The following is a 19,944-nucleotide window of genomic DNA, read 5'->3' as shown; positions in this document are numbered from 1 at the left end:
GACCATGACGGAGCGGGCACAGGTGATCAGTGACGGCATGGCCGGGGTGCTGCGCTCGCTACGTATCCCCCGCGAAGGCGGCGACCCGGCCGAGGCCTGCGCCCTGGCCCTCGGCGTTCCCGGTGTCGCGGTGTCCCTGCTCGTCGGCGACGGCCGGATGTCCGAACTCCTTTGGTGCTTCCCGGAATTGAGCGGACGCTTCGAGGACCTCCAGTTCACCCTGGGCGAGGGCCCCGGACCCGACGCGGTGCGCACCGGAGTGCCGGTCATCGAACCGAACCTCGGCCGGACCCGCTCCGACCGGTGGCCCGCCCTGCTGCCGTCCGCCCAGGAGTTGGGGGTCCGTGGGGTGAACTGCTTCCCGCTGGGAGCGGGCGCCGTCCGCCTCGGAGTGCTCACGGTGCTGTGCGACGGCACCGTCCTCTCCGAGCAGCAGTACGCCGATGCCACCGCGCTGTCCGCCGCGTTGACCGGCGTGGTGCTGAACGGGAGCGCGCTCGGCGGCGACGGCCGGGACCCGCAGGGCGGGGAGGGCTTCACGGGCGGGCTGCACCGCGCCGCCGTGCACCAGGCGACCGGCATGATCAGCGTCCAGCTGGGCGTGCCCATGGCGCAGGCCCTGCTGCGCCTGCGCGCCCACGCCTACAGCAGCGGTCTTTCTCTCGGGGAGGTGGCGGCCGACGTGGTCGCTCGCAGACTCCGGTTCGACGACGATGGAGACGACGACATGAACGGGCCGCACCCCCCCAACGCCGGAAAGGGATGATCGGCATGACCCGCGAACAACGCCTCGCGGAGATCTTCGTGGAGGTGGCGGACTCCCTCATCGACGACTTCGACGTGATCGATCTGCTGCAACGCCTGGCGGCGCGCTGCGTGGAACTGCTGGACGTCTCGGCGGCCGGGATCATGCTGGCCGACGTGCACAGCGAGCTCCAGATCATCGCCGCGTCCGACGAGCAGTCCCGGTTGCTCGAACTCTTCGCGCTCCAGCACGACCAGGGGCCGTGCGTGGAGTGCTACCGCTCGGCCCGGGCCCGTACCAATATCGACCTCACCGGCCCCGAGGCCAACACCTCCTGGCCCCATTTCGCGCCGCGCGCCCGCGCCACCGGCTACGTCATGACGCACGCGCTGCCGCTGCGCCTTCGGCACCGGGTCGTCGGCGCGCTCAACCTCTTCCACACCGTCGCGCGCCCGCTCAGCGACGGCGACATCGCGCTCGCCCAGGCCCTCGCCGACGTCTCGACCATCGCCATCCTCCAGCAGCGCACCTTGGAGCGGGCGCACATGGAGAAGAGCCAGGTGGAGAGCGCGCTGACGAGCCGTGTCCTGATCGAGCAGGTCAAGGGTGTGCTGGCGGAACGCTGGGACTCCTCGGTGGACGACGCCTTCGCCGCTTTCCGCTCGTACGCGCGCGCCAACCATCTGCGCCTGGCCGAGTTCGCGTCGCGGATCATCGACGGCACCTTCGACACCGCGGCCATCCCGCCGCCGCTGTCGTCCGCCGAGGGCGCGGGGTCCGAGCGCTGACCGGATGGCGCCGCGGCACCCGGCGTCTCACAGGTGGCGTCTCACAGATGGAGGAGCAGGGCCATGCGCGGGGCCCACATCGGGATGCCGTAGGAGTTGCCGGGGGCGTCCCGCCACCCCCACGACCGCAGCGCGGCAAGGGACCAGACGTCGGACCGGTCGACCAGGGTGATGCCCGTGGCGTGTCCGTGGCCGACGAGCAGCCGCCGCTGCATGCGCCGGGCCAGATTCCAGTCACGGTGCGGGGACAGGTCGCGCACCCGGCGCGGAACGATGATCTCCCGGATCTCGAAGAGCCCTGTACGCAGCGGGAACCCGTACGCGCACGCCGTCATCGTGGAGTTCTCCGCGACCAGCAGGGCGAACCCGGGGCGCCGCATGTCGAGCACCAGACGCCGGACGAAGGCGCGCGTCAGCCCCTCCCGCTGCCAGGTCTCCCCACCACAGTTGGCCGCGAACAGGGCGCCCAACTCATCGAGTTTATCGGCGACCTGATGGCGCGTCAGCGGGCGGATCCGCTCGGCTTCCCACGGCGAGGGGCCCTGCTCCCGGTCGGCCGGGGGCGCGCCGGTGTCGGCTGTCCGCAGAGGCGTGCCACCGGCTTCGCGCGGGGCCGTCACGCGCGGTGGAGGTCGCCGGGCGTGCCCGCCGCACGCGCCATGATCAGTTCCGCGGCATCCTCGGTGGACTCCGGAGGGACGACGAGGAGGTCCCAGCGGCTGTGCCCGGGGGCGACGAGGACGACGGTGTGCGCGGCGGTCGCCGTCAGCCGCCTGCGCAGCCGGACGACTTGACCGGCGACGAGCATCCGGCCGGGTGCCTGCGGCCACACCGTGCCGTCGAGCACGACGCTGCCGATGTGCCCCCACGCAGCGGGCAACCCCTGGAGCAGAGCGGGGAGTTCGGCGAGCACGTCGTACGAGCGCGGCCACCATGCTCCGTCGATGGCGCGGGGCGAGCCGAGACGGGGTGCCAGACGCAGCCGCAGCAGTGGCGGAGTGGGTATCGGCGTGCTCGGTGCGGAGGTCATGTGGTGCGCTCCTGCCGGCTTGCGTGGGCGTGTGGTCGCCGCTTCTCGACGGAGTCCGTCTGATGCGGCGAGGGGCGCGGCCGGGGTCGGGGGCTGCTCCCGAGCGAATGGCGAGGGAAAGAGTGGTGTCCGCCGGAGTGATCGGGTACCGGAGGGCCCCGCCGCCTTTACCGTACTCCTGCGCGCCGGGAAACGGTCTGGCCGTACGCTGGGCTCACCGGGTGCTTCCCGTACGCCGACTCCGTTCGACGTCGCTTCCGGCGCACCACGACACCGGGCCTGTTCCGCCGCGGCCCGCAGAAGGGCGTGCGTCATGAACGCACCGACCGCACACCGCAGTTCGGCCGATCCGGCGCGGGCCGGCACGCTGCCCGCCCGGCTCGCCCTGCGTCCGCCGACCTTCCCGGCGGGGCCGGTGTGCGGCGCCTGGTGGCCCCGCACCGACGACCTGGCGTGCGAACTGGCCGCGCTCACCGACGCGTTCAGCGCCACGCGCGGCCGTGTGACCCGGATCGCGTCCCACCGCGGAAGCTGGCCGACGGAGTCGCGCACCCTTCCCGTCAGGGGCCACACGGTGACGGCGTCCTGGTACTCGTCCGGCCTCGACCCGTACACGATCCGGCTCTTCTCCTACGGTCGCGGCCGCTGGGACCTGTTCGTCGTCCCGCCGGGCAGCGAGGCCGAGGCCGCCGCCCGGCTGATGACGGCGGCGTCCGATCCCGCCCTGCGTCTCACCGGGGCCGCGCTGATGGCGGCCGAGGGAGGCCGCGCCGCACCACGGACGAGTGACGGTTCGTGACCGGCCGCGCAAGGGCTGCCGGCTGACGCGGCACCGGGCCCCCGCCACCCCCGGCTACTTCATGACGTCGGCCCTGGCCGGGGAACTCGACACCGCGAGCATCCCCGCGCTCTGTCCTACAGCGTCCTGCGTGACCTGCTGCCCTTCCACGACCTCCGCGCGCAGGAGCGACCAGGCACTCCCTCCCGACCGGCGCAACAGATCCTGCGGAGGCCGCGCGCAGGCGTCAGGCTGCTGGACGAGTGAGTCCAGTGATCCGACCGGAGGTGTTGCATGGCAGCGGGCGCACGGACGCGATGCGTTCTTGTGGGGAGCCTCGTCCCCTTCCTTGTGGTGGCCGCGACGGCGTGCGGCGGGTCCACGCGGACCGACTCCGGCGTGGGAGCGCACCCCGAACACCGGCCCTCCGGCGGCCCGTTCGCACACCCGGGCGTCCTGGTCGGCAAGGGCCAACTGGCCGCCGTCCGCGACCACGTGGCCCGTAAACGGGAGCCGTGGATCTCCGCGTACAAGGAGATGAGCGACAGCAAGTACGCCGACCTCGACTACAAGGCCAAGCCGTACGCGACCGTGGAGTGCCCCTTCGACGCCGAGGCCGGACAGGGCTGCGTCGAGGAGCGCGAGGACGCCATCGCCGCCTATACCCAGGCCCTGCTGTGGAACATCACCCGCGACAAGGCGCACGCCGCCAAGGCCGTCGAGATCATGAACGCCTGGTCGGACAAGATCACCGAGCACACCGCGGACAACGCGGGACTCCAGGCCGCCTGGGCCGGCACGTCCTGGGCGAAGGCCGCCGAGCTGATGCAGTACACGTACAAGGACTGGCCGGACGGGCAGGAGCTGAAGTTCCAGCGGATGCTGCGCGAGGTCTATCTGCCCGAAGTGCGGAGTGGTTCCGCCGACTTCAACGGCAACTGGGACCTGGTGATGGCCGACGCGGCGATGAGCATGGCCGTCCACCTCAACGACCAGAAGGCCTTCGACCAGGCCGTCGGGCACTTCCGCGCCCGCGTCCCCGCGTACTTCTACCTGTCGTCCGACGGGCCGCTGCCGGTGAAACCGAAGGGCAGCGACATCGACACCCCGAAGAAGCTGCGGACGTACTGGTTCGGGCAGAAGACCTTCAAGGACGGGCTCGCGCAGGAGACCTGCCGCAACTTCAAGCACGCCAGCTACTCCCTCGCCGCCACCTCCCACATGGCGGAGACCGCCTGGCACCAGGGCGTCGACCTGTACGGGGAGGTGAAGGACCGGCTCGCCGCGGCGCTCGAACTGCACTCCAAGTACCAGCTGGGCGCCAAGGCCCCGTCTTGGCTGTGCGGCGGGAAGGTGCAGCGGGACATGGGCCCCGACACGGAGGTCGGCCTCCAGCACCTTCAGGGGCGGCTGAAGATGGACCTCCCGCAGACGGAGAAGCTCACCCACAAGCAGCGGCCGGAGGGGACGGACGACCTGTTCGTCGCGTGGGAGACGCTCACACACGCCGCCGCGTGAGCCGTCACGCGAAGCGATTCGCGTTCACTCCCCCTGATGGCGTAGAGTTGTGAACACAACGGCGCGGGGTGGAGCAGCTCGGTAGCTCGCTGGGCTCATAACCCAGAGGTCGCAGGTTCAAATCCTGTCCCCGCTACTGAAGACCGAGGCCGGAATCTCATCGAGATTCCGGCCTCGGTTTTTTTGCGTGTTGCGCCCGTCACGTTCTCCACCCGTACGGCCCACCCCTGCTCGCCCCCGCGCCCCCGTGCGGGAACTCTTGGTGAGACGCCGGAAGCTGGCAGGGAACGGCAGGAGACGAGTGGTGGGGCAGCGAAGAGGAGGCACCGGCGGGAGAGGGGGGCGGCACGGCTCCGAGGCCGCCTGCACCCGCCTCTTCCTGCGGCTGCTGCCTCTGCTGCTGGTCCTCGGCGGCGCGGCCTACGAGTACGCCACCCCCAGCGGCTTCCCCGGCGCCCCCTTGTTCAGCGCGGCGCCGCTGGTGGCCGCCCCGTTCTTCTCGCTCGGCGCGACGATCCTGGTCGGCGCGGTGTCGATCGGTGCGATCGTCGCCGTGCACCTGCGCTTCACGGAGCACCTTGACTCCGTGTTCGTCACCGAGATAGTCACCGTGGCCACGGTCTGCCTCCTGGCCTGTCTGCTCAACAGGATCGTGTGCCGAAGTCACGAACAGCTGGCCTCCGCCCGTGAGATCGCGCAGGCCGCGCAGCTGGCGGTGCTGCCCGAGCCGGCCCGGCGGCTCGGCGGCTTCGTGATCGCGGCGCGCTACGAGGCGGCGCAGGCCGACGCGTTCATCGGCGGCGATCTCTACGCGGTCCAGGACACCCCGCACGGCATCCGGATCATCGTCGGTGACGTGCGCGGCAAGGGGATGGGCGCGGTCGCCGCGGTCGCCGTCGTCATCGGCGCGTTCCGGGAGGCCGCCGAGCAGGAGGGCTCCCTGGAGGCGGTCGCCCAGCGCCTGGAGCGGGCCCTGGCCCGCGAGGGCACCCGGCGCAGCGGCATCGACGACTTCGAGGGCTTCACCACCGCGGTGCTCGCCGAGATCCCGCACGGCGTCGAGCTCGTCCGCGTCCTCAACCGCGGCCACCCCAGCCCGCTGCTGCTGCTCGGCGACGGCACCGTACGCGCACTCGAACCGTGCCAGGCGGCGCTGCCGCTCGGGATGAGCGAACTCGGCAGCTGGCCCGACCGTGCCGTCGAGGCGGCGTTCCCGTCCGCGGCCACGCTGCTGCTCTACACCGACGGGCTCTCCGAGGCGCGCGATCCGAGCGGCCGCTTCTACGATCCGGCGGCCCGGCTCTCCGGGCGCCTCTTCCCCGGGCCCGAGGAACTCCTCGCGTCCCTCGCCGCGGAGGTGCGCGCGCACACCGGCGACGGGACGAAGGACGACATGGCGCTGCTCGCCGTGCGACGCGGCTGAGTTCCTTGATCATTGTTACCAGAGGTAGCCGAACGGCGTCGCTCCGCATAACAATTGACGCACCATCAGTTGCTGGGATGTTTGCGAGCCGCGATCAACTCGCCCGGTTCCGCCCCTTCATGACCCGATAAGTCCTGGCCAGAGTCGTGAACGATCAGTGGGAAGCGCTTGGAATTACTGTCTGCTGTCTATTAACGTTCGATAACGCAGCGCGGTCGTCCCAGCCGTCACAAGAGACGGCTCCGTGCGCACACGCTTAATCCCGCAAGGGAACCGGGGAACCATCAACTTGGGGTGAATCGGACGCTCTTCCTGTCTCGGGAGGCGCCCGTAGGAGACCTTCCTGCTCCGAACCCGTCAGCTAACCCGGTAGGCGAGAAGGAAGGAAAGGAGAGCGCCCCCGTGGCGTCGAACCGGCCTGCCCCCGACTTCTTCTACGGCCCCGATGACGACTTCGGCGTCGAGCAGGAGTCCTGGGAGGAGTGGAATCCCACCGAGGAGTCCGTCGCTCCCCTTCGCGGCAAGCATCGCGTGGCCCGCCGCCGCGGTGGTTTCGCTCGTAGCTCCACTGTTCTCGGCGTCGGCGTGGTCGCCGCCGTCGGTGCGGGCGGCATCGCCACCGCACAGGGCGGCAAGCCGCCGGTCCACATCTCCATGCCCGACCTGTCCGCGGTCAAGGACTCGCTGCCCGAGGCCAAGTCGCTGCCGGGCGTGGGCTCGCTCATATCCCACGGTTCGGACTCCGGTTCCGACTCCGACGCCACGGCCTCCCCGCTGAGCGGCGCCGGTGTCACCCAGGCCGATGCCGCCGACGGGCAGACCGGCGCCGGCGAGGCGCTGCGGGCCCGCATCATGCAGCAGGCCGAGACGCAGCAGGACGCGGCCGACGCCTCGGCGAAGCAGGCGGCGGAGGAGGCGGCCGCGAAGCAGGCGGCAGCCGAGGCCGCCGCCAAGCGGGACGAGGCCGATGCCAAGGCCGCCGCCGAGAAGAAGAAGGCCGAGGCGGAGGCCCGCCGCAAGGCCGAGGCCGAGCGCCTCGCCAAGCTGGCCGCCAGCTTCAAGCTCCCGGTCGCCTCGTACACGATCACCGGCACCTTCGGTCAGCCCGGCTCCATGTGGTCCTCCGGGTACCACACGGGCCTCGACTTCGCCGCCCCCACGGGCACGCCGATCCGCGCCATCCACTCCGGCACGGTCACGGAGGCCGGCTGGGCGGGCGCGTACGGCTACCGCACGGTGCTCACCCTCGACGACGGCACGGAGCTGTGGTTCTGCCACCAGTCCTCGCTCAACGTCAGCGCGGGCCAGAAGGTCTCCACCGGCGACGTCATCGGCCGCGTGGGCGCCACGGGCAATGTGACCGGGCCGCACCTCCACCTGGAGGTCCACCCAGACGGGCAGTCCACCGGCGTCGACCCGGCGCCATGGCTGCGCGGCAAGGGCCTCACCCCCTGAGTCGCCGAACCCCGGCGGTCCTGGCGCTCACCCCCCGACGCCAGGGCCGCCGGTTTTGCACACCCTTTGGGTATCCGGCGGGGTGATCGTGGAACACCGTATTCCGTACGGGTGTTGAGTAACGGCATGACTTCCTCCACTCGATCTCTGCGCAAGCTCGGCAGCTCCGACCTCGAGGTCTTCCCGCTGTCCCTGGGGGGCAACGTGTTCGGCTGGACCGCCGACGAAGCCACGTCCTTCGAGGTGCTCGACGCGTACGTCGCCGCGGGCGGCAACTTCATCGACACCGCCGACGTGTACTCGGCGTGGGTGGACGGCAACCAGGGCGGTGAGTCGGAGACCGTCATCGGCAAGTGGCTGGCCTCGCGCGGCCGCCGCGACGACGTCGTCATCGCCACCAAGGGCAGCCAGCACCCCGAGTTCCAGGGCCTGTCCGCGGCCAACATCAAGGCCGCGGCCGACGCCTCCCTGAAGCGCCTGGGCACCGACCACATCGACCTGTACTACACGCACTACGACAAGCCCGAGGTGCCGGTCGAGGAGATCATCGGCGCCCTCGACGAACTGGTGAAGGCGGGCAAGGTACGCCACATCGCCGCTTCCAACATCTCCGCGCGGCGCCTCCAGGACTCCCTGGACTTCTCCGACCGCGAGGGCCTCGCCCGCTACGTCGCGCTCCAGCCGCACTACAACCTCGTCGAGCGCGACGCGTACGAGGGTGAGCTGCAGGACGTCGCCGCCCGCGCGGGCATCGGGGCCGTGCCGTACTACGCGCTCGCCTCCGGCTTCCTGACCGGCAAGTACCGGCCGGGGCAGCGCGTCGACAGCGCCCGCGCCGCGAAGGCCGGCGCGTACCTGGAGACGGAGCGCGGGCAGCGGGTCCTGACCGCCCTCGACGAGATCGCGCAGGCGCACGACGCCGAGATCGCCACGGTCGCCCTCGCCTGGCTCGCCGCGCAGCCCACGGTTACGGCGCCGATCGCGTCCGCGCGGACCGTCGAACAGCTCCCGGCGCTGCTCGCGGTGGCGGACGTGGAGCTGACGCGGGCGGAGCTCGACCGGCTCACGGCGGCGTCTCAGTAGCGGTACGGGTTGTCGTAGGTGTACGCGGGGCCCTGCGGAAGCGGGCTCGCGTACACCGGGGGCAGCCACATCGGCGCCGCGATCTGGGAGCCGTACGCGAGCGCCGGGCGCGCGTAGTGGCGCCGCGCCCACAGCGCCTCAAGGAGTTCCCGCTCCCGTACGACGAAGTCCGCGCCGGCCTTACCCCTGCGGCCGCGGTGGCGCAGCAGCGCGAGGGACGTCGCGCAGTCCTCGTACTCGGCGACCGCCGTCGCGGCCGCTCGACCGCCGTAGTGCGTCGCGAAGTCGCGGGCCAGGCGCCGTGCCTTGAGCGAGGCGAGCGCGAACGGCTCGGGCGGGGCGAGCCAGCCCGCGGCGACGTAGGCGGGCAGCTCCTGGCGGACGGTGCGCAGCTCGCGCTGGCGTACGTACACCGTGAGCCAGGTGAGGATGCCGAACACCGGCACCATGAACGCGGCGTACACCGCGAAGAAGCCGTACTCGCCGAACGATGACGAGCCGTTCCAGAACGCGTGCATGCCCATCGCGGCGAGCAGCCCGGCGAGCGGGAGCAGCATCCGGCACAGCCGCCCGCGGCCCGGCGCCATGGCGGCGGCGATGCCGAAGCCGATGCCGGTCAGCACGGTGAACAGCGGGTGCGCGAACGGGGACATCACGACGCGCACGAAGAAGGTGGCGGCGGTGACCGAGGTCAGGCCGGGACCGGTGCCGGACATCTGGTCGGTGCCGAAGGCGTTGCCGAGATAGAGGATGTTCTCGGTGAACGCGAAGCCGGTGGCGGTGACCCCGGCGATGACGACGCCGTCGACGATTCCGGTGAAGTCCCGTCTGCGGAACAGGAAGACGAGCAGCACGGCCGCCGCCTTCGCGGACTCCTCGACGATCGGGGCTATGACGGTGGCGCCGAGCGTGTCGGCGCTGGACGGGTCGGCGGTCGCGGTCTCTATCCAGCGGGTCGCGAAGCTGTTGGCGACGATCGCTATCAGCGCCGCCGCGCACGCCCCCCAGGCGAAGGAGAAGATCAGATTCCGCCAGGGTCCTGGCTGTACGCGGTCCAGCCAGCGGAACGCGGATATGAGGAGGGGGACGGGCAGCACGGCCAGCCCGAGCCCGACCAGGAAACCCTCCGTGCCGGTCTGCTCGCGGACGAGGGCGAGGATCACGGCCCCGGAGAGCGCGAGCAGCGTCGCCAGCGCGGTGGCCCGCACACCCTTCCGCTCCCACCAGCGCGGATGCCGGACAGCGCCCTTCGGGTGTGCGCCGAGGGCGTCGTCCTGGTGCTGCGGATAGACCGGATACGAGGCCACGCATTGACCCTAACGAGGGACGCGGCCCGCCGCGACGGGGCGCATCAAGCCTCGTCGGGTGATTGTGGCGAGGGGTCCGGACTCAGCGACGACGGAACAGCAGATCGCGCACCACGTGACTCTTGTCGAGCCCCTTGCCCTCGAAACGGGTGAGCGGCCGGAACGCGGGCCGCGGCGCGAACCCGCCACCCTCGATCGTGTTCTCGTAGTCGGGGTGGGCCTCCAGGACCTCGAGCATCTGCTCGGCGTAGTCCTCCCAGTCGGTCGCGCAGTGCACGAGCGCGCCCGGCTTGAGCGGGCCCGCCACGAGCGACAGGAATTCGGCCTGGATCAGGCGCCGCTTGTTGTGGCGCTTCTTGGGCCAGGGGTCCGGGAAGTAGACGCGCAGCCCGTCGAGGCAGTCGGCGGGGAGCATGTCGCGCAGCAGCACGATCGCGTCGCCGTTCGCCACCCGTACGTTGTCCGTCCCCGCGCGCTCCGCCAGGTTCAGCAGATTGCCCTGGCCCGGCGTGTGCACGTCGACCGCGAGGATGCCGGTCGTCGGATCGTCCTGCGCCATCTGCGCCGTGGCCTCGCCCATGCCGAAGCCGATCTCCAGGACGACGCGCTCGACGCCGGGGAACAGCTCCGCGAGGTCGAGCGTGCGCTGCCCGTCGATGTCCAGGCCCCACTTGGGCCACAGCCGCTGCAGGGCGTCGGCCTGCGCGTCGGTGACCCGGCCGCGGCGGGGCTGAAAGCTGCGGATGCGGTGCTCGTAGTGCGACCGCGCGGGGTCGGGCCGGGGCCCGTCGGGAAACCGCGGCTCGTTGGGGCGGGCGGTGGGCGCGGGGGTTTCAGACGACTCAGACACAGTGGAACCGATTTTACGGGCGCCCGGCAGCGGTCCGCTTCCAGCGGGGGCCGGTAAACCGAGCCCCTGCGGCGATTGAGCAGCGGGGTCCGGGGCGGAGCCCCGAGGCGTCAACCACGGCGCCGGGTCACAGCAACGCAAGCACCCGCCGCGCGATCTCCCGCCCGATCGGCAGGGACGCCGTCGCCGCAGGCGAAGGCGCGTTCAACACGTGAACCGCCCGCACCCCCTCCCGTATCAGGAAGTCGTCCACAAGCGTCCCGTCCCGCAGCACCGCCTGCGCCCGCACGCCCGCCGCCACCGGCACCATGTCCTCCGCCGTGACTCCGGGCACGAGCCTGCGCACAGCCTTGGTGAACGCCGCCTTCGACAGGGACCGGTGAACCTCCCCCGCCCCGTACCGCCAGTGCCGCCGCGCCATCCGCCACGCTCCCGGCCACGCCAGCGTCCCGGCGACCTCCCCGGGCCGGACGACCCCCCACCCGTAGCCCTCGCGGGCGAGCGCCGGCACCGCGTTCGGCCCCACGTGCACGCCGCCGTCGATCCCCCGCGTCAGATGGACGCCGAGGAACGGGAACGCCGGGTCCGGCACGGGGTAGACGAGCCCGCGCACCAGGTCCTGCCGTCCGAGCTCGAAGTACTCGCCCCGGAACGGCACGATGCGCATCTCCGGGTCGTCCCCGGTCAGCCGCGCCACCTCGTCGCAGCGCAGTCCCGCGCAGTTGACGAGCACGCGCCCGCGCACCACGTCCCCGGTTCTCGTCCGCACGGCGACGCCGCGGTCCGCGCGCCGGTCGACCTGCACGACGTCCGCCCCGTACCGGATCTCGGCCCCGGACGCCTCGGCGAAGCGCTCGGCGACCGCGCGGTAGTCCACGATCCCCGTCGTCCCCACGTGGATCGCGGCGAGGCCGCGCACCTCCGGCTCGTACTCCTGGATCTGCGCGGGGCCGAGCTCGCGTACCGGAATCCCGTTCTCCCGGCCGCGCTGGACGAGGGCGTGCAGGCGCGGCAGCTCCTCGCGCTCCGTGGCGACGATCAGCTTTCCGGTGACCTCGTGCGCGATCCCGTACTCCGCGCAGAACTTGACCATCTCGGCGGCGCCGCGCACCGCGAACCGTGCCTTGAGCGAGCCCGGCCGGTAGTAGATCCCGCTGTGGATGACCCCGCTGTTCCGCCCCGTCTGGTGCCGGGCCGGGCCCTCCTCCTTCTCCAGGACGACGACCCGGGTCCCCGGCGCCGCCCGCGACACGGCATACGCGGTGGAGAGCCCGACGATCCCCCCGCCGACCACCAGCACGTCCCCGTCATACGCAGCCGCCCCCACGGGCCTCACCTCCACTCCCGACACACCCAGCATCTTGCCCGACTCCACTGACAATCAGGCCGGGACATCGGATCGGACGGGCTCCGCCTCGCCGCCGCCCGTCACCGTCACCGCCCCCGTCGTCCTACGCCGGAGCCATCAGCAACGGCCGGGCCCGCTCCCGCAGCTCCACCACCCGCGGCTCGTCCCCGTACGGCTCCAGGCGGTGCAGCAGATCCTTCACGTACTCCGTCGTCCGCGCGGACGAGATCCGCCCGGCCACCTCGAGTGCCCGGGTCCCCTGCTCGCATGCCGCGTCCAGGTTCCCCGACTCCAGCTCGGCCACCGCGGACACCACGAGACGCAGCCCGTGCGAGCGCACGAACTCCTCCGTTGGCTTCGACAGCGCCTGCTCCGTGAAGCGCCGCACCTGACGGGGCGCCTTCAGATCGCGGTAGCACTCGGCCGCGTCCGCCGCGAACCGGTCGTACGAGTAGAAGCCGAGCCACGACGGATCGGAGTCGCCGTCACGGGCCCGCTCGAGCCACCCCTCGGCGGCCCGCAGCGCGCCCCCGGCCGCGTGCCCGTCACCGGTGCGCGCGTGCGCGCGTGCCTCGATGAGCCGGAAGAAGCTCATGGTCCGGGCCGTCGCGAGACCACGATTGCGCTCGATGGCGGCCTGCGCGAGGTCGACGCCCTCGTCACCGAAGCCGCGGTAGGTGGCCTGCAACGACATGGAGGCGAGGACGTACCCGCCGAGCGGCACGTCCGCCGCCGCGCGCGCGAGCCTGAGCGCCTGGATGTAGTACCGCTGCGCCGCCTCCTGCTGCCCGGTGTCGAACGCCATCCACCCGGCCAGGCGCGTCAGTTCGGCCGCCGCCCCGAACAGCGTGCGCCCCACTTCGTCCGAGTACGAGCCGAGCAGCAGCGGCGCCGCCTCGACCCGCAGGCACTCGGGCACCATCGACGAACGCCAGTCGCCGCCGCCGTACTTGGAGTCCCAGCGCCGCGCGTCCTCCGCGGCCTCGCGCAGCTTCTGCACATCGCTGTGGCCGACCTTCTGCGGCGCCCCGTCCTCCACATGGTGTGCCTCACGGGCCACCGACGAGTCGGCCGGGGTTATCAGCCACCGGGACGCGGGCGTCGCGTACGCGCTCACCGCGAACGAGCCGGCCAGCGACTGCCAGATCCCGCCGCTGCCCGCCCGCCGCCCGGCGAGGTCGAGCCGGTACAGCTCCGTCGCCGACTTCACCGCCGCCCGTACGTCGCGCGGGAAGGCGAGACCGACCTCGGGCGCGGGATCCGCGTCGGCCAGGCCGATCTCGTGCAGCGGCACGGGGCGGCCGAGCTTCTGGCCGATCGCGGCGGCGATGAGGTGCGGGGCCGCGCCCTGCGGAACCATGCCCTTCGACACCCAGCGCGCCACCGACGTCTTGTCGTAGCGAAGCGTCAATCCGCGTTGCGAACCAAGGTCGTTGACACGGCGGGCGAGTCCCGCGTTGCTGATTCCCGCGAGGGCGAGGACGGCGCCGAGCTTTTCGTTCGGCCCGCGTTGCTCCCTGGACATGAGCCACCCCTCGACACAGACGGCTGCCGCGCCGGGCACCACGCCGACTGTTTCGGCCTGGCATAACCGCGCGGCATTCGTACACCCAGCGTAGTTCGCCGCATCCCAAGCGTTAAGGGTCGTCATTCCGGATGGCGGGATTGTTGTCCGTACTGAAGTACGGCGCAGGCCACGCCGTGTGACCGTGTGCTCCGGGCGTGGTGCCGTGCGCCCGTGCGTGCGCTCTTACCCGGACGACAGGGCGGCGGTTGCATGGGACCTGCGTGGGTCGGCCCGCTGTACTGGATCCAGTGGGCTGGGGGACACCGCCGCCTACATCCCCGCGGGCGGCGGACCGGTCCGGGAGGCGATGTCCGCCTCCCGGACTGTGCGTTGCGCGCTGTGGCCGAAGCGGGGTGTTCAGCTCCGGCCATCAACGGCCGATTTGGCCGAATCTCGCCCCTGTCATCCGCACTCGCCCGGGTCGTACCACGGTTCAACTACGGCTCAAAAGGGGCGCATTAGGGGGAGCGTACGCCATTTACCGGCCGCTCCTTCCCTGCGTCGTGTCCCCTCCTCGGGGCCGCCTTCGTGGCAGCATGGGGATCCCTTTTGTTGTCCACAGCCTGTGGAGGCGGCGATGCGCTGGTTGGTGGGGTGGAGCAGTGCCGCCTCCGGGCCCGTTGCCCTCGGTTCCGCGGGTGCCATGGGAACGGAAGGCGAAACGGTACACCCGGTGGGCTCCCAACTCCTGTGGGGAGACCCGGATCCGCTGTGGGCGGTCGGTGACTGGCGCGCCGACGAAGTGCGCATCGTGAAGGCCGACGACCGGACGCGGATCGCCGTCCTCGGCGTCTGCGGAGCCTCCGACGAGCAACTGCGGGTGGGCCTGTTCGCCGCGCGCGGCGGCGCCCTGCGCCACCTCACGGCCTGGCCCGGCAGCTACACGGCCGTCGTCCAAGTGGGCCGCCGCGTCACGGTGGTGGGCGATCTCGCGGGCGCGCGCCCGGTGTTCCACACCCCCTGGGCGGGCGGCACCGCGTACGCGACGGCGGCGCTCCCGCTCGCCGATCTCATCGAAGCCAACCTGGACGTGGGGCACTTGGCCGCGCTGCTCGCGGCGCCCGACGTCCCGGAGGCGCTCCACGACTCGACGCCGTACCAGGGCGTGCACCGCATCCCGCCGGGTCACGCGCTGATCCTGCGCGCCGGGGCCCGCGAGATCGCCGGCTACGAGCCCGTGGCGTCGCTCGCCGTGGGCGCGGGGGCCGTCGACCCGGAGAGCGCCGTGGACGACGTCAGGGACGCCCTCGTGGAGGCCGTACGGACCCGGCTCGCGGCGCCCCGGCACGTGCCCGGCACCGACCTGGACCCCGGCCCCGTGCCCGGCATGGGCCCCGCCGAGCGGCGGGCCGCTCGCGGCATGCCCGTACCCGGCATCGGCGCCGACGTCTCCGGCGGACCGGCGTCCGGCACCCTCGCCCTCCTCGCGGCGGGCCTGCCGGGCATGCCCGGCACGGTCCTCGGGCACGGCACGGGCGCGGGCGAGCGCCTCCTGGCGGTCACCTTCAACGACCGCTCGTCGCGGGCCGAACAGCACGAGTCGGAGCTCGAGAGAGCCGGGGCGCTCGCCGCGAACCCGCGCCTCCACCACGTAGTGGTGGCGGCAGGCGAAGAGGCGCTGCCGTACGCCGAGTTGGACGGCCCGCTCACCGACGAGCCGAGCCCGTCCCTCGTCACGGCCGCACGCCACCGCGCGCGTCTCGTCTCCGGCAGCGCCGACCACTTCACCGGCTACGGGGCCCGCCAGGTCCTGGACGCCCACCCGGCGCGCCTGGCCGACCTGTTGATGGACCGGCGGCGGCGCCACATGGTGCGCCCCGTCGCGGCGCTCACGAAGGCGGACGGCTCCCTCACGGTGCCGGCGCGTGTCTACGGAGCGGCCAGAAAGCTCGCCCGTACGCCCTACAAGGCGGGCCTCGAAGGACTCTCCAGCCGATTGCTCCAGCGCAGTTTCGAGGAACCGGGCGGCGCCGTCGGGGCCTCGCTCGCCGCCCTCGCGTGGGCCAGACCGGGGCCCGCCGCGCGCTGGCTGACCGGCGAGGCCCTCGCTGAAGTATCGGTTCGCCTTCACGACGGCAAGACCCGACCGGGCCCGGGACCTGGCCAGCGCCCCGGAGAGTTCCGCGCCCGCGCGGGCCTCGCCCGGCACGCCGCGGACCTGCGCATCCTCGAACAGGCCGCCGAGGTCCGCTTCCAGCGCCTGCACGCCCCCTTCCTCGACAACCAGGTCGTCCGCGCCTGCCGCGCCCTGCCCGAGGCGCTGCGCGTCCAACCGGGGGCCCGCGCCGAGATCCTGCGCCGGGTCCTCGAAGGCGCGGGCGTCAGCGATCTGCCGCCCGGCTGGGGCGCCCCCTCGCACGCCTCGTCGTCCGCGGCGACCCGCGCCGGACTCCGCCTCGCCGCGGACCAGCTGATCGGGCTCTTCGACACGCCCCTGCTCGCGCAGACGGGCCTGGTCGAGGCCCGCGTGGTCCGCAAGGCCCTGCGCGCCGCGGCCGACGGCGAACCACTGCCGCTCGACGGCCTGGCGGACCTGGTCGCCCTCGAATTGTGGCTGCGCCGCCTCCTCGCCCGCCGCGGCACCTGCTGGACCGGCACCCCCGCACGCGCGCGTGCCGTGCCGACGGGAAGCGTCGTACCGGAGCGCGCCCTGGGAGCGGGGCCGAGGTAACCGAGGCAACGGCCCGACGGCCGGGAGCGGCGCGGCCGAGCAGGGGAAAAGACTGGGACCTCGCGCCGCTCAGCGGCGACAATGCCTCAGTGCAGTACAAGATCCTGGGGACCACACAGGCATACGACGACGAGGGCACAGCCGTGCCCGTGGGCGGCCCGCGGCTGCGCGCCCTGCTCACGTCCCTGGCCCTGCACGCCCCGCACACCGCCCCCACCGACGCGCTCATCGACGACGTCTGGGCCGACGACCCGCCCGCCGACGCCCCGGCCGCCCTCCAGGCGCTGGTCGGCCGGCTCCGCCGCGCGCTCGGCAAGGAGGCGGTCACCTCGGAGACCGGCGGCTACCGCCTCGCCGCGGGCCGCGGGGACGTCGACCTGTACGTCTTCGAGCGCCTGGCCCGTGAGGGCGCCGCGGCCCTCGCCGCGGACGACCCGGAGACCGCCGCCCGCACGCTGCGGGACGCGCTCGCCCTGTGGCGCGGCCCGGCCCTCGCCGACCTCCCCGACCACCTGGCCGCCACCCGGCACGAGGCCCGCCGCCAGGACGTCACCCGCGCGCGCGTGGAGGCGGATCTGCGTCTGGGCCGCGCCCACGACCTCGTACCGGAGCTGCGGGAGCTCACCTCCGCGCACCCGTACGACGAGCCGCTGCGCGCCCTGCTGATCCGCGCGCTGCGGGACTCGGGCCGGGGAGCGGATGCGCTGGCCGCTTATGAGGAGGCGCGTCGTGTGCTGGCGGACGGCCTGGGGGCGGACCCGGGGCCGGAACTCGCCGCTTTGTACGTGGAGTTGCTGAACGCCCCGGCTCCGAGCACCCACTCGGGGTTGACGTCTCGGGGCTCTGCCCCGGACCCCGCTGCTCAATCGCCGCAGGGGCTCAAATTGTCCGCCCCTCCGACCCGGACCGGCAACCTCCGTCCCCGGCTGAATTCGTTCGTCGGACGGGAACCCGAACTCGCCGCCATCCGTTCCCACTTGCGAGGAGAACGTCTGGTCACCCTCACGGGCCCGGGCGGCTCCGGCAAGACCCGCTTGGCGGAGGAGGCCGCCGCTCCTCTCCCGGACGCCTGGCTGGTCGAGCTGGCGCCGCTCGACGATCCGCTGGCGGTGCCGGGCGCGGTCGTCAGCGCACTGGACCTGCGGGAGACGGTCCTGATGACGAACGAGTTGTCGGCCCCGCAGACCGATCCGACCAGCCTCCTCGTAGAGCACTGCGCACACCGCAGCCTGCTCCTGATCCTTGACAACTGCGAACATGTCATCGGCGCGGCCGCCCAGCTCGCCGAGACCCTCCTCACGCGCTGCCCCAGCCTCACGATCCTCGCCACCAGCCGCGAGCCCCTCGGCATCCCGGGGGAGTCCGTGCGCCCCGTCGAACCGCTGCCCCCGGACCCCGCCCACCGCCTGTTCGCCGAACGGGCCGCCGCGGTCCGCCCCGGCTTCGAACCCGGCCGGTCCGCGGAGACCGCCGAGGCCATCGCCGAGATCTGCCGCCGCCTCGACGGGCTGCCGCTGGCCATCGAGCTGGCCGCGGCCCGCCTCAGGCTGCTCACGCCCCGCCAGATCGCGGACCGGCTCGACGACCGCTTCCGCCTGCTCACCGGCGGCAGCCGCACGGTGCTGCCCCGCCAGCAGACCCTCCGCGCGGTCGTCGACTGGTCCTGGGACCTGCTCGACGAGCGGGAGCGCGACACCCTGCGCGAGCTCTCCGTCTTCGCCGGTGGCTGGGACCTGGAGGCGGCGGAGGCCGTGTGCTCCACCAGCGAGGTCGCCGACGTCATCGGCTCCCTCCTGGACAAGTCCCTGCTCGTCGCCGCGCCCCAACAGGAGCAGCGCGGCGCCGGCATGCGCTACCGGATGCTGGAGACCATCCACGAGTACGCCACGGAGCGTGCCGCGCAGGCCCCCGAGCTCCTGGCAGAGGCCGAGCGGCGGCACATCGCCCACGTGCGCGCGCTGGTCGAGACGGCAGAGCCCAAGCTGCGCTCCGCCGAGCAACTCCCGTGGATCCAGCGCCTGGAGGCGGAGCTGGACAACATCCGCGCGGCGCTGACCCGCGTCACCTCCGGGCCGGGCCCCGTCGACCTGGAGTCGGCGATCGCCCTGGCGCTGCACATGGGCTGGTTCTGGTGGCTGCGCAACTACCGCCACGAGGGCTCGAACTGGGTCGAGCGCATCATGGGAATGCTGCCGGACGGCGTGCTCCCCGAGGACCCCGAGGACCCGATGTACTGGCCGCAGATGAACCTGCGGCTGCTCTCGCTGTTCCTGCTCTCCGAGATCTACCCGCAAAGCGTCGTCGCCGACGAGGAACAGCGTGCGTACGCACTGCGCGTGCAGTCCGTCTTCGCGCCGCCCAACCCGCAGGTCGCCCGCTTCCCCGGCATCATCTGGCCGTTCACGCTGTTCCACCTCGACGGGCGCGACATGCGCGCCCGTCTGGACGCCGCCGTCGCCAACTGCCGTCGCTTCGGCGGCGATTGGGAGCTCGGCGTCACCCTGATGTTCCGCGCGCACGTGGCGGTCGACATGCCGGGCAACATGAGCGGGGTCGACGACGACCTGGCCGAACTGCGGGTCCTGAGCCGCCGGGTGGGCGACCGCTGGATGCGGGCCCAGGTGTGCAGCGCGGCGGGCGAGGCCGCCATGGGGCGCGGCCGGTTCGAGGAGGCGAAGGCCGAGTACGAGGAGGCGCTGCTGCTCGCCTACGAAGTGGGGGCGTACGCCGAGTCGCCGTACCTCATGGCGCGCCTCGCGGAGATCGCCTTCCGCGCCGGCGACCGGGACACCGCGAAGAAGACGCTCGACATGGCGACCGACGAGGCGGAGCGGTACGGGGTGGTCGACTCCGCCGCCTTCGCCCGGCTGCTGCGGGCCTACCTCGCTCTCTCGGACGGTGACGTGGCCGCCGCGCGCGAGCACTGCGACGCCTCGCGCGCCGTGGCCGAGGGCGGCACCCCGCCACCGCAGTTCGTCGCGGCCCTCGGCATGGTCGACGCGCGCGTCACGGCCGCCGAGTCGGGCCCCGCGGCCGGCGTCGCGATGGTGGCGCGCCTGCTGCGCGACGACGTCCTCGGGCGGACGGCCGAGTCGGTGACGGCGGGCCTCGTCGACGTCGGGGCCGAACTGCACATGCGCGCGGGCGACATGACGCGCGGCGTGCGCCTGTTCGCGGCCGCCGACGTGCTGCGCGCCGATCTGCCGAGGTCGCTGCCGGAGCGCGAGGAGTACGAGGCCGCGGAATCCCGCGCGCGGGCCGAGCTCGGCGACGCACGGTACGAGGCCGAGCGCGCGGTGGGCGGCGCGCTCACGCACGAGCGTCTTCTGGCGGAGCTGGAGGCCGGCGCCGGCACCGGTACGGGCACCTGACGCCGGGGGC

15 protein-coding genes, 1 tRNA gene and 1 riboswitch are annotated in these 19,944 nt (G+C 72.7%); of the genes, 10 read left to right on the top strand and 6 right to left on the bottom strand.

All coding sequences use genetic code 11. From position 1 onward, the window contains the following. The first annotated feature begins 4 nt into the window (after positions 1 to 4). The gene (locus ACP4E5_RS22300; protein ID WP_425831360.1) at positions 5 to 766 is read left to right on the top strand and encodes an ANTAR domain-containing protein; all 762 of its coding nucleotides are present in this window, start codon (positions 5 to 7) and stop codon (positions 764 to 766) included. Continuing rightward, entirely contained in the window at positions 763 to 1,533 is a 771-nt protein-coding gene (locus ACP4E5_RS22295; RefSeq protein ID WP_425831358.1) for an ANTAR domain-containing protein, read from the top strand. Before ACP4E5_RS22300 ends, ACP4E5_RS22295 begins: the two co-directional genes overlap by 4 nt. Before the next feature lie 41 nt (positions 1,534 to 1,574). Here the strand turns inward: ACP4E5_RS22295 and ACP4E5_RS22290 are convergent, their stop codons facing one another. Next, the gene (locus ACP4E5_RS22290) at positions 1,575 to 2,153 is read right to left on the bottom strand and encodes a hypothetical protein (protein ID WP_425831356.1); all 579 of its coding nucleotides are present in this window, start codon (positions 2,151 to 2,153) and stop codon (positions 1,575 to 1,577) included. Continuing rightward, positions 2,150 to 2,563: a DUF5994 family protein gene (locus ACP4E5_RS22285; protein ID WP_425831354.1), complete on the bottom strand. Its 414-nt coding sequence runs from the start codon at positions 2,561 to 2,563 to the stop codon at positions 2,150 to 2,152. Before ACP4E5_RS22285 ends, ACP4E5_RS22290 begins: the two co-directional genes overlap by 4 nt. A 313-nt stretch (positions 2,564 to 2,876) precedes the next feature. On the opposite strand from ACP4E5_RS22285, the gene ACP4E5_RS22280 reads away from it, so the two are divergent. The 6 genes from ACP4E5_RS22280 to ACP4E5_RS22255 all read left to right on the top strand — a co-directional run bounded on the left by ACP4E5_RS22280 (position 2,877) and on the right by ACP4E5_RS22255 (position 8,820). Then, a complete protein-coding gene (locus tag ACP4E5_RS22280; RefSeq protein ID WP_425831352.1) occupies positions 2,877 to 3,362 on the top strand; it encodes a DUF5994 family protein in 486 nt (161 codons plus the stop codon). 273 nt (positions 3,363 to 3,635) lie between these two features. Further along, positions 3,636 to 4,859, top strand: coding sequence for an alginate lyase family protein (locus ACP4E5_RS22275; protein WP_425831350.1), 1,224 nt, complete (start codon positions 3,636 to 3,638; stop codon positions 4,857 to 4,859). A 62-nt stretch (positions 4,860 to 4,921) separates the two neighbouring features. Continuing rightward, positions 4,922 to 4,995 (top strand) — tRNA-Met (locus ACP4E5_RS22270). 168 nt (positions 4,996 to 5,163) lie between these two features. Next, on the top strand, positions 5,164 to 6,282 hold the full coding sequence (locus ACP4E5_RS22265) for a PP2C family protein-serine/threonine phosphatase (protein WP_425831348.1): 1,119 nt from the start codon (positions 5,164 to 5,166) through the stop codon (positions 6,280 to 6,282). 243 nt (positions 6,283 to 6,525) lie between these two features. Beyond that, positions 6,526 to 6,673, top strand: a riboswitch (cyclic di-AMP (ydaO/yuaA leader). Positions 6,674 to 6,684: 11 nt separating this feature from the next. After that, positions 6,685 to 7,737: a M23 family metallopeptidase gene (locus tag ACP4E5_RS22260; protein WP_425831346.1), complete on the top strand. Its 1,053-nt coding sequence runs from the start codon at positions 6,685 to 6,687 to the stop codon at positions 7,735 to 7,737. 126 nt (positions 7,738 to 7,863) lie between these two features. Next, on the top strand, positions 7,864 to 8,820 hold the full coding sequence (locus ACP4E5_RS22255) for an aldo/keto reductase (RefSeq protein WP_425831344.1): 957 nt from the start codon (positions 7,864 to 7,866) through the stop codon (positions 8,818 to 8,820). Here the strand turns inward: ACP4E5_RS22255 and ACP4E5_RS22250 are convergent. The 4 genes from ACP4E5_RS22250 to ACP4E5_RS22235 form a co-directional block, all read right to left on the bottom strand. Then, positions 8,814 to 10,127 (bottom strand): PrsW family intramembrane metalloprotease, encoded by a 1,314-nt coding sequence (locus ACP4E5_RS22250; RefSeq protein WP_425831342.1) that lies wholly within the window; start codon positions 10,125 to 10,127, stop codon positions 8,814 to 8,816. The two genes, ACP4E5_RS22255 and ACP4E5_RS22250, sit on opposite strands and share 7 nt — an antisense overlap. 82 nt (positions 10,128 to 10,209) lie before the next feature. Then, positions 10,210 to 10,977 (bottom strand): tRNA (guanosine(46)-N7)-methyltransferase TrmB, encoded by a 768-nt coding sequence (gene trmB, locus ACP4E5_RS22245; RefSeq protein WP_425831340.1) that lies wholly within the window; start codon positions 10,975 to 10,977, stop codon positions 10,210 to 10,212. Between the two features lie 127 nt (positions 10,978 to 11,104). Then, complete coding sequence (gene lhgO, locus ACP4E5_RS22240) at positions 11,105 to 12,337, bottom strand: L-2-hydroxyglutarate oxidase (protein ID WP_425831338.1); 1,233 nt, start codon at positions 12,335 to 12,337, stop codon at positions 11,105 to 11,107. 91 nt (positions 12,338 to 12,428) lie between these two features. Continuing rightward, positions 12,429 to 13,850 (bottom strand): NsdA family TPR-like regulatory protein, encoded by a 1,422-nt coding sequence (locus tag ACP4E5_RS22235; RefSeq protein WP_425831336.1) that lies wholly within the window; start codon positions 13,848 to 13,850, stop codon positions 12,429 to 12,431. A 619-nt stretch (positions 13,851 to 14,469) separates the two neighbouring features. Between ACP4E5_RS22235 and ACP4E5_RS22230 the strand changes: the two genes are divergently transcribed. Continuing rightward, complete coding sequence (locus tag ACP4E5_RS22230) at positions 14,470 to 16,563, top strand: asparagine synthase-related protein (protein WP_425831334.1); 2,094 nt, start codon at positions 14,470 to 14,472, stop codon at positions 16,561 to 16,563. 89 nt (positions 16,564 to 16,652) lie between these two features. Continuing rightward, entirely contained in the window at positions 16,653 to 19,934 is a 3,282-nt protein-coding gene (locus tag ACP4E5_RS22225) for an ATP-binding protein (protein ID WP_425831332.1), read from the top strand. Positions 19,935 to 19,944 lie beyond the last annotated feature (10 nt).

Source organism: Streptomyces fractus (genome assembly GCF_049844455.1).
In the GTDB taxonomy this organism is placed as follows: Bacteria; Actinomycetota; Actinomycetes; order Streptomycetales; family Streptomycetaceae; genus Streptomyces; species Streptomyces fractus.
Note: the sequence above shows the minus strand (reverse complement) of the source record. Positions and strands in the feature narration are given on the sequence as shown.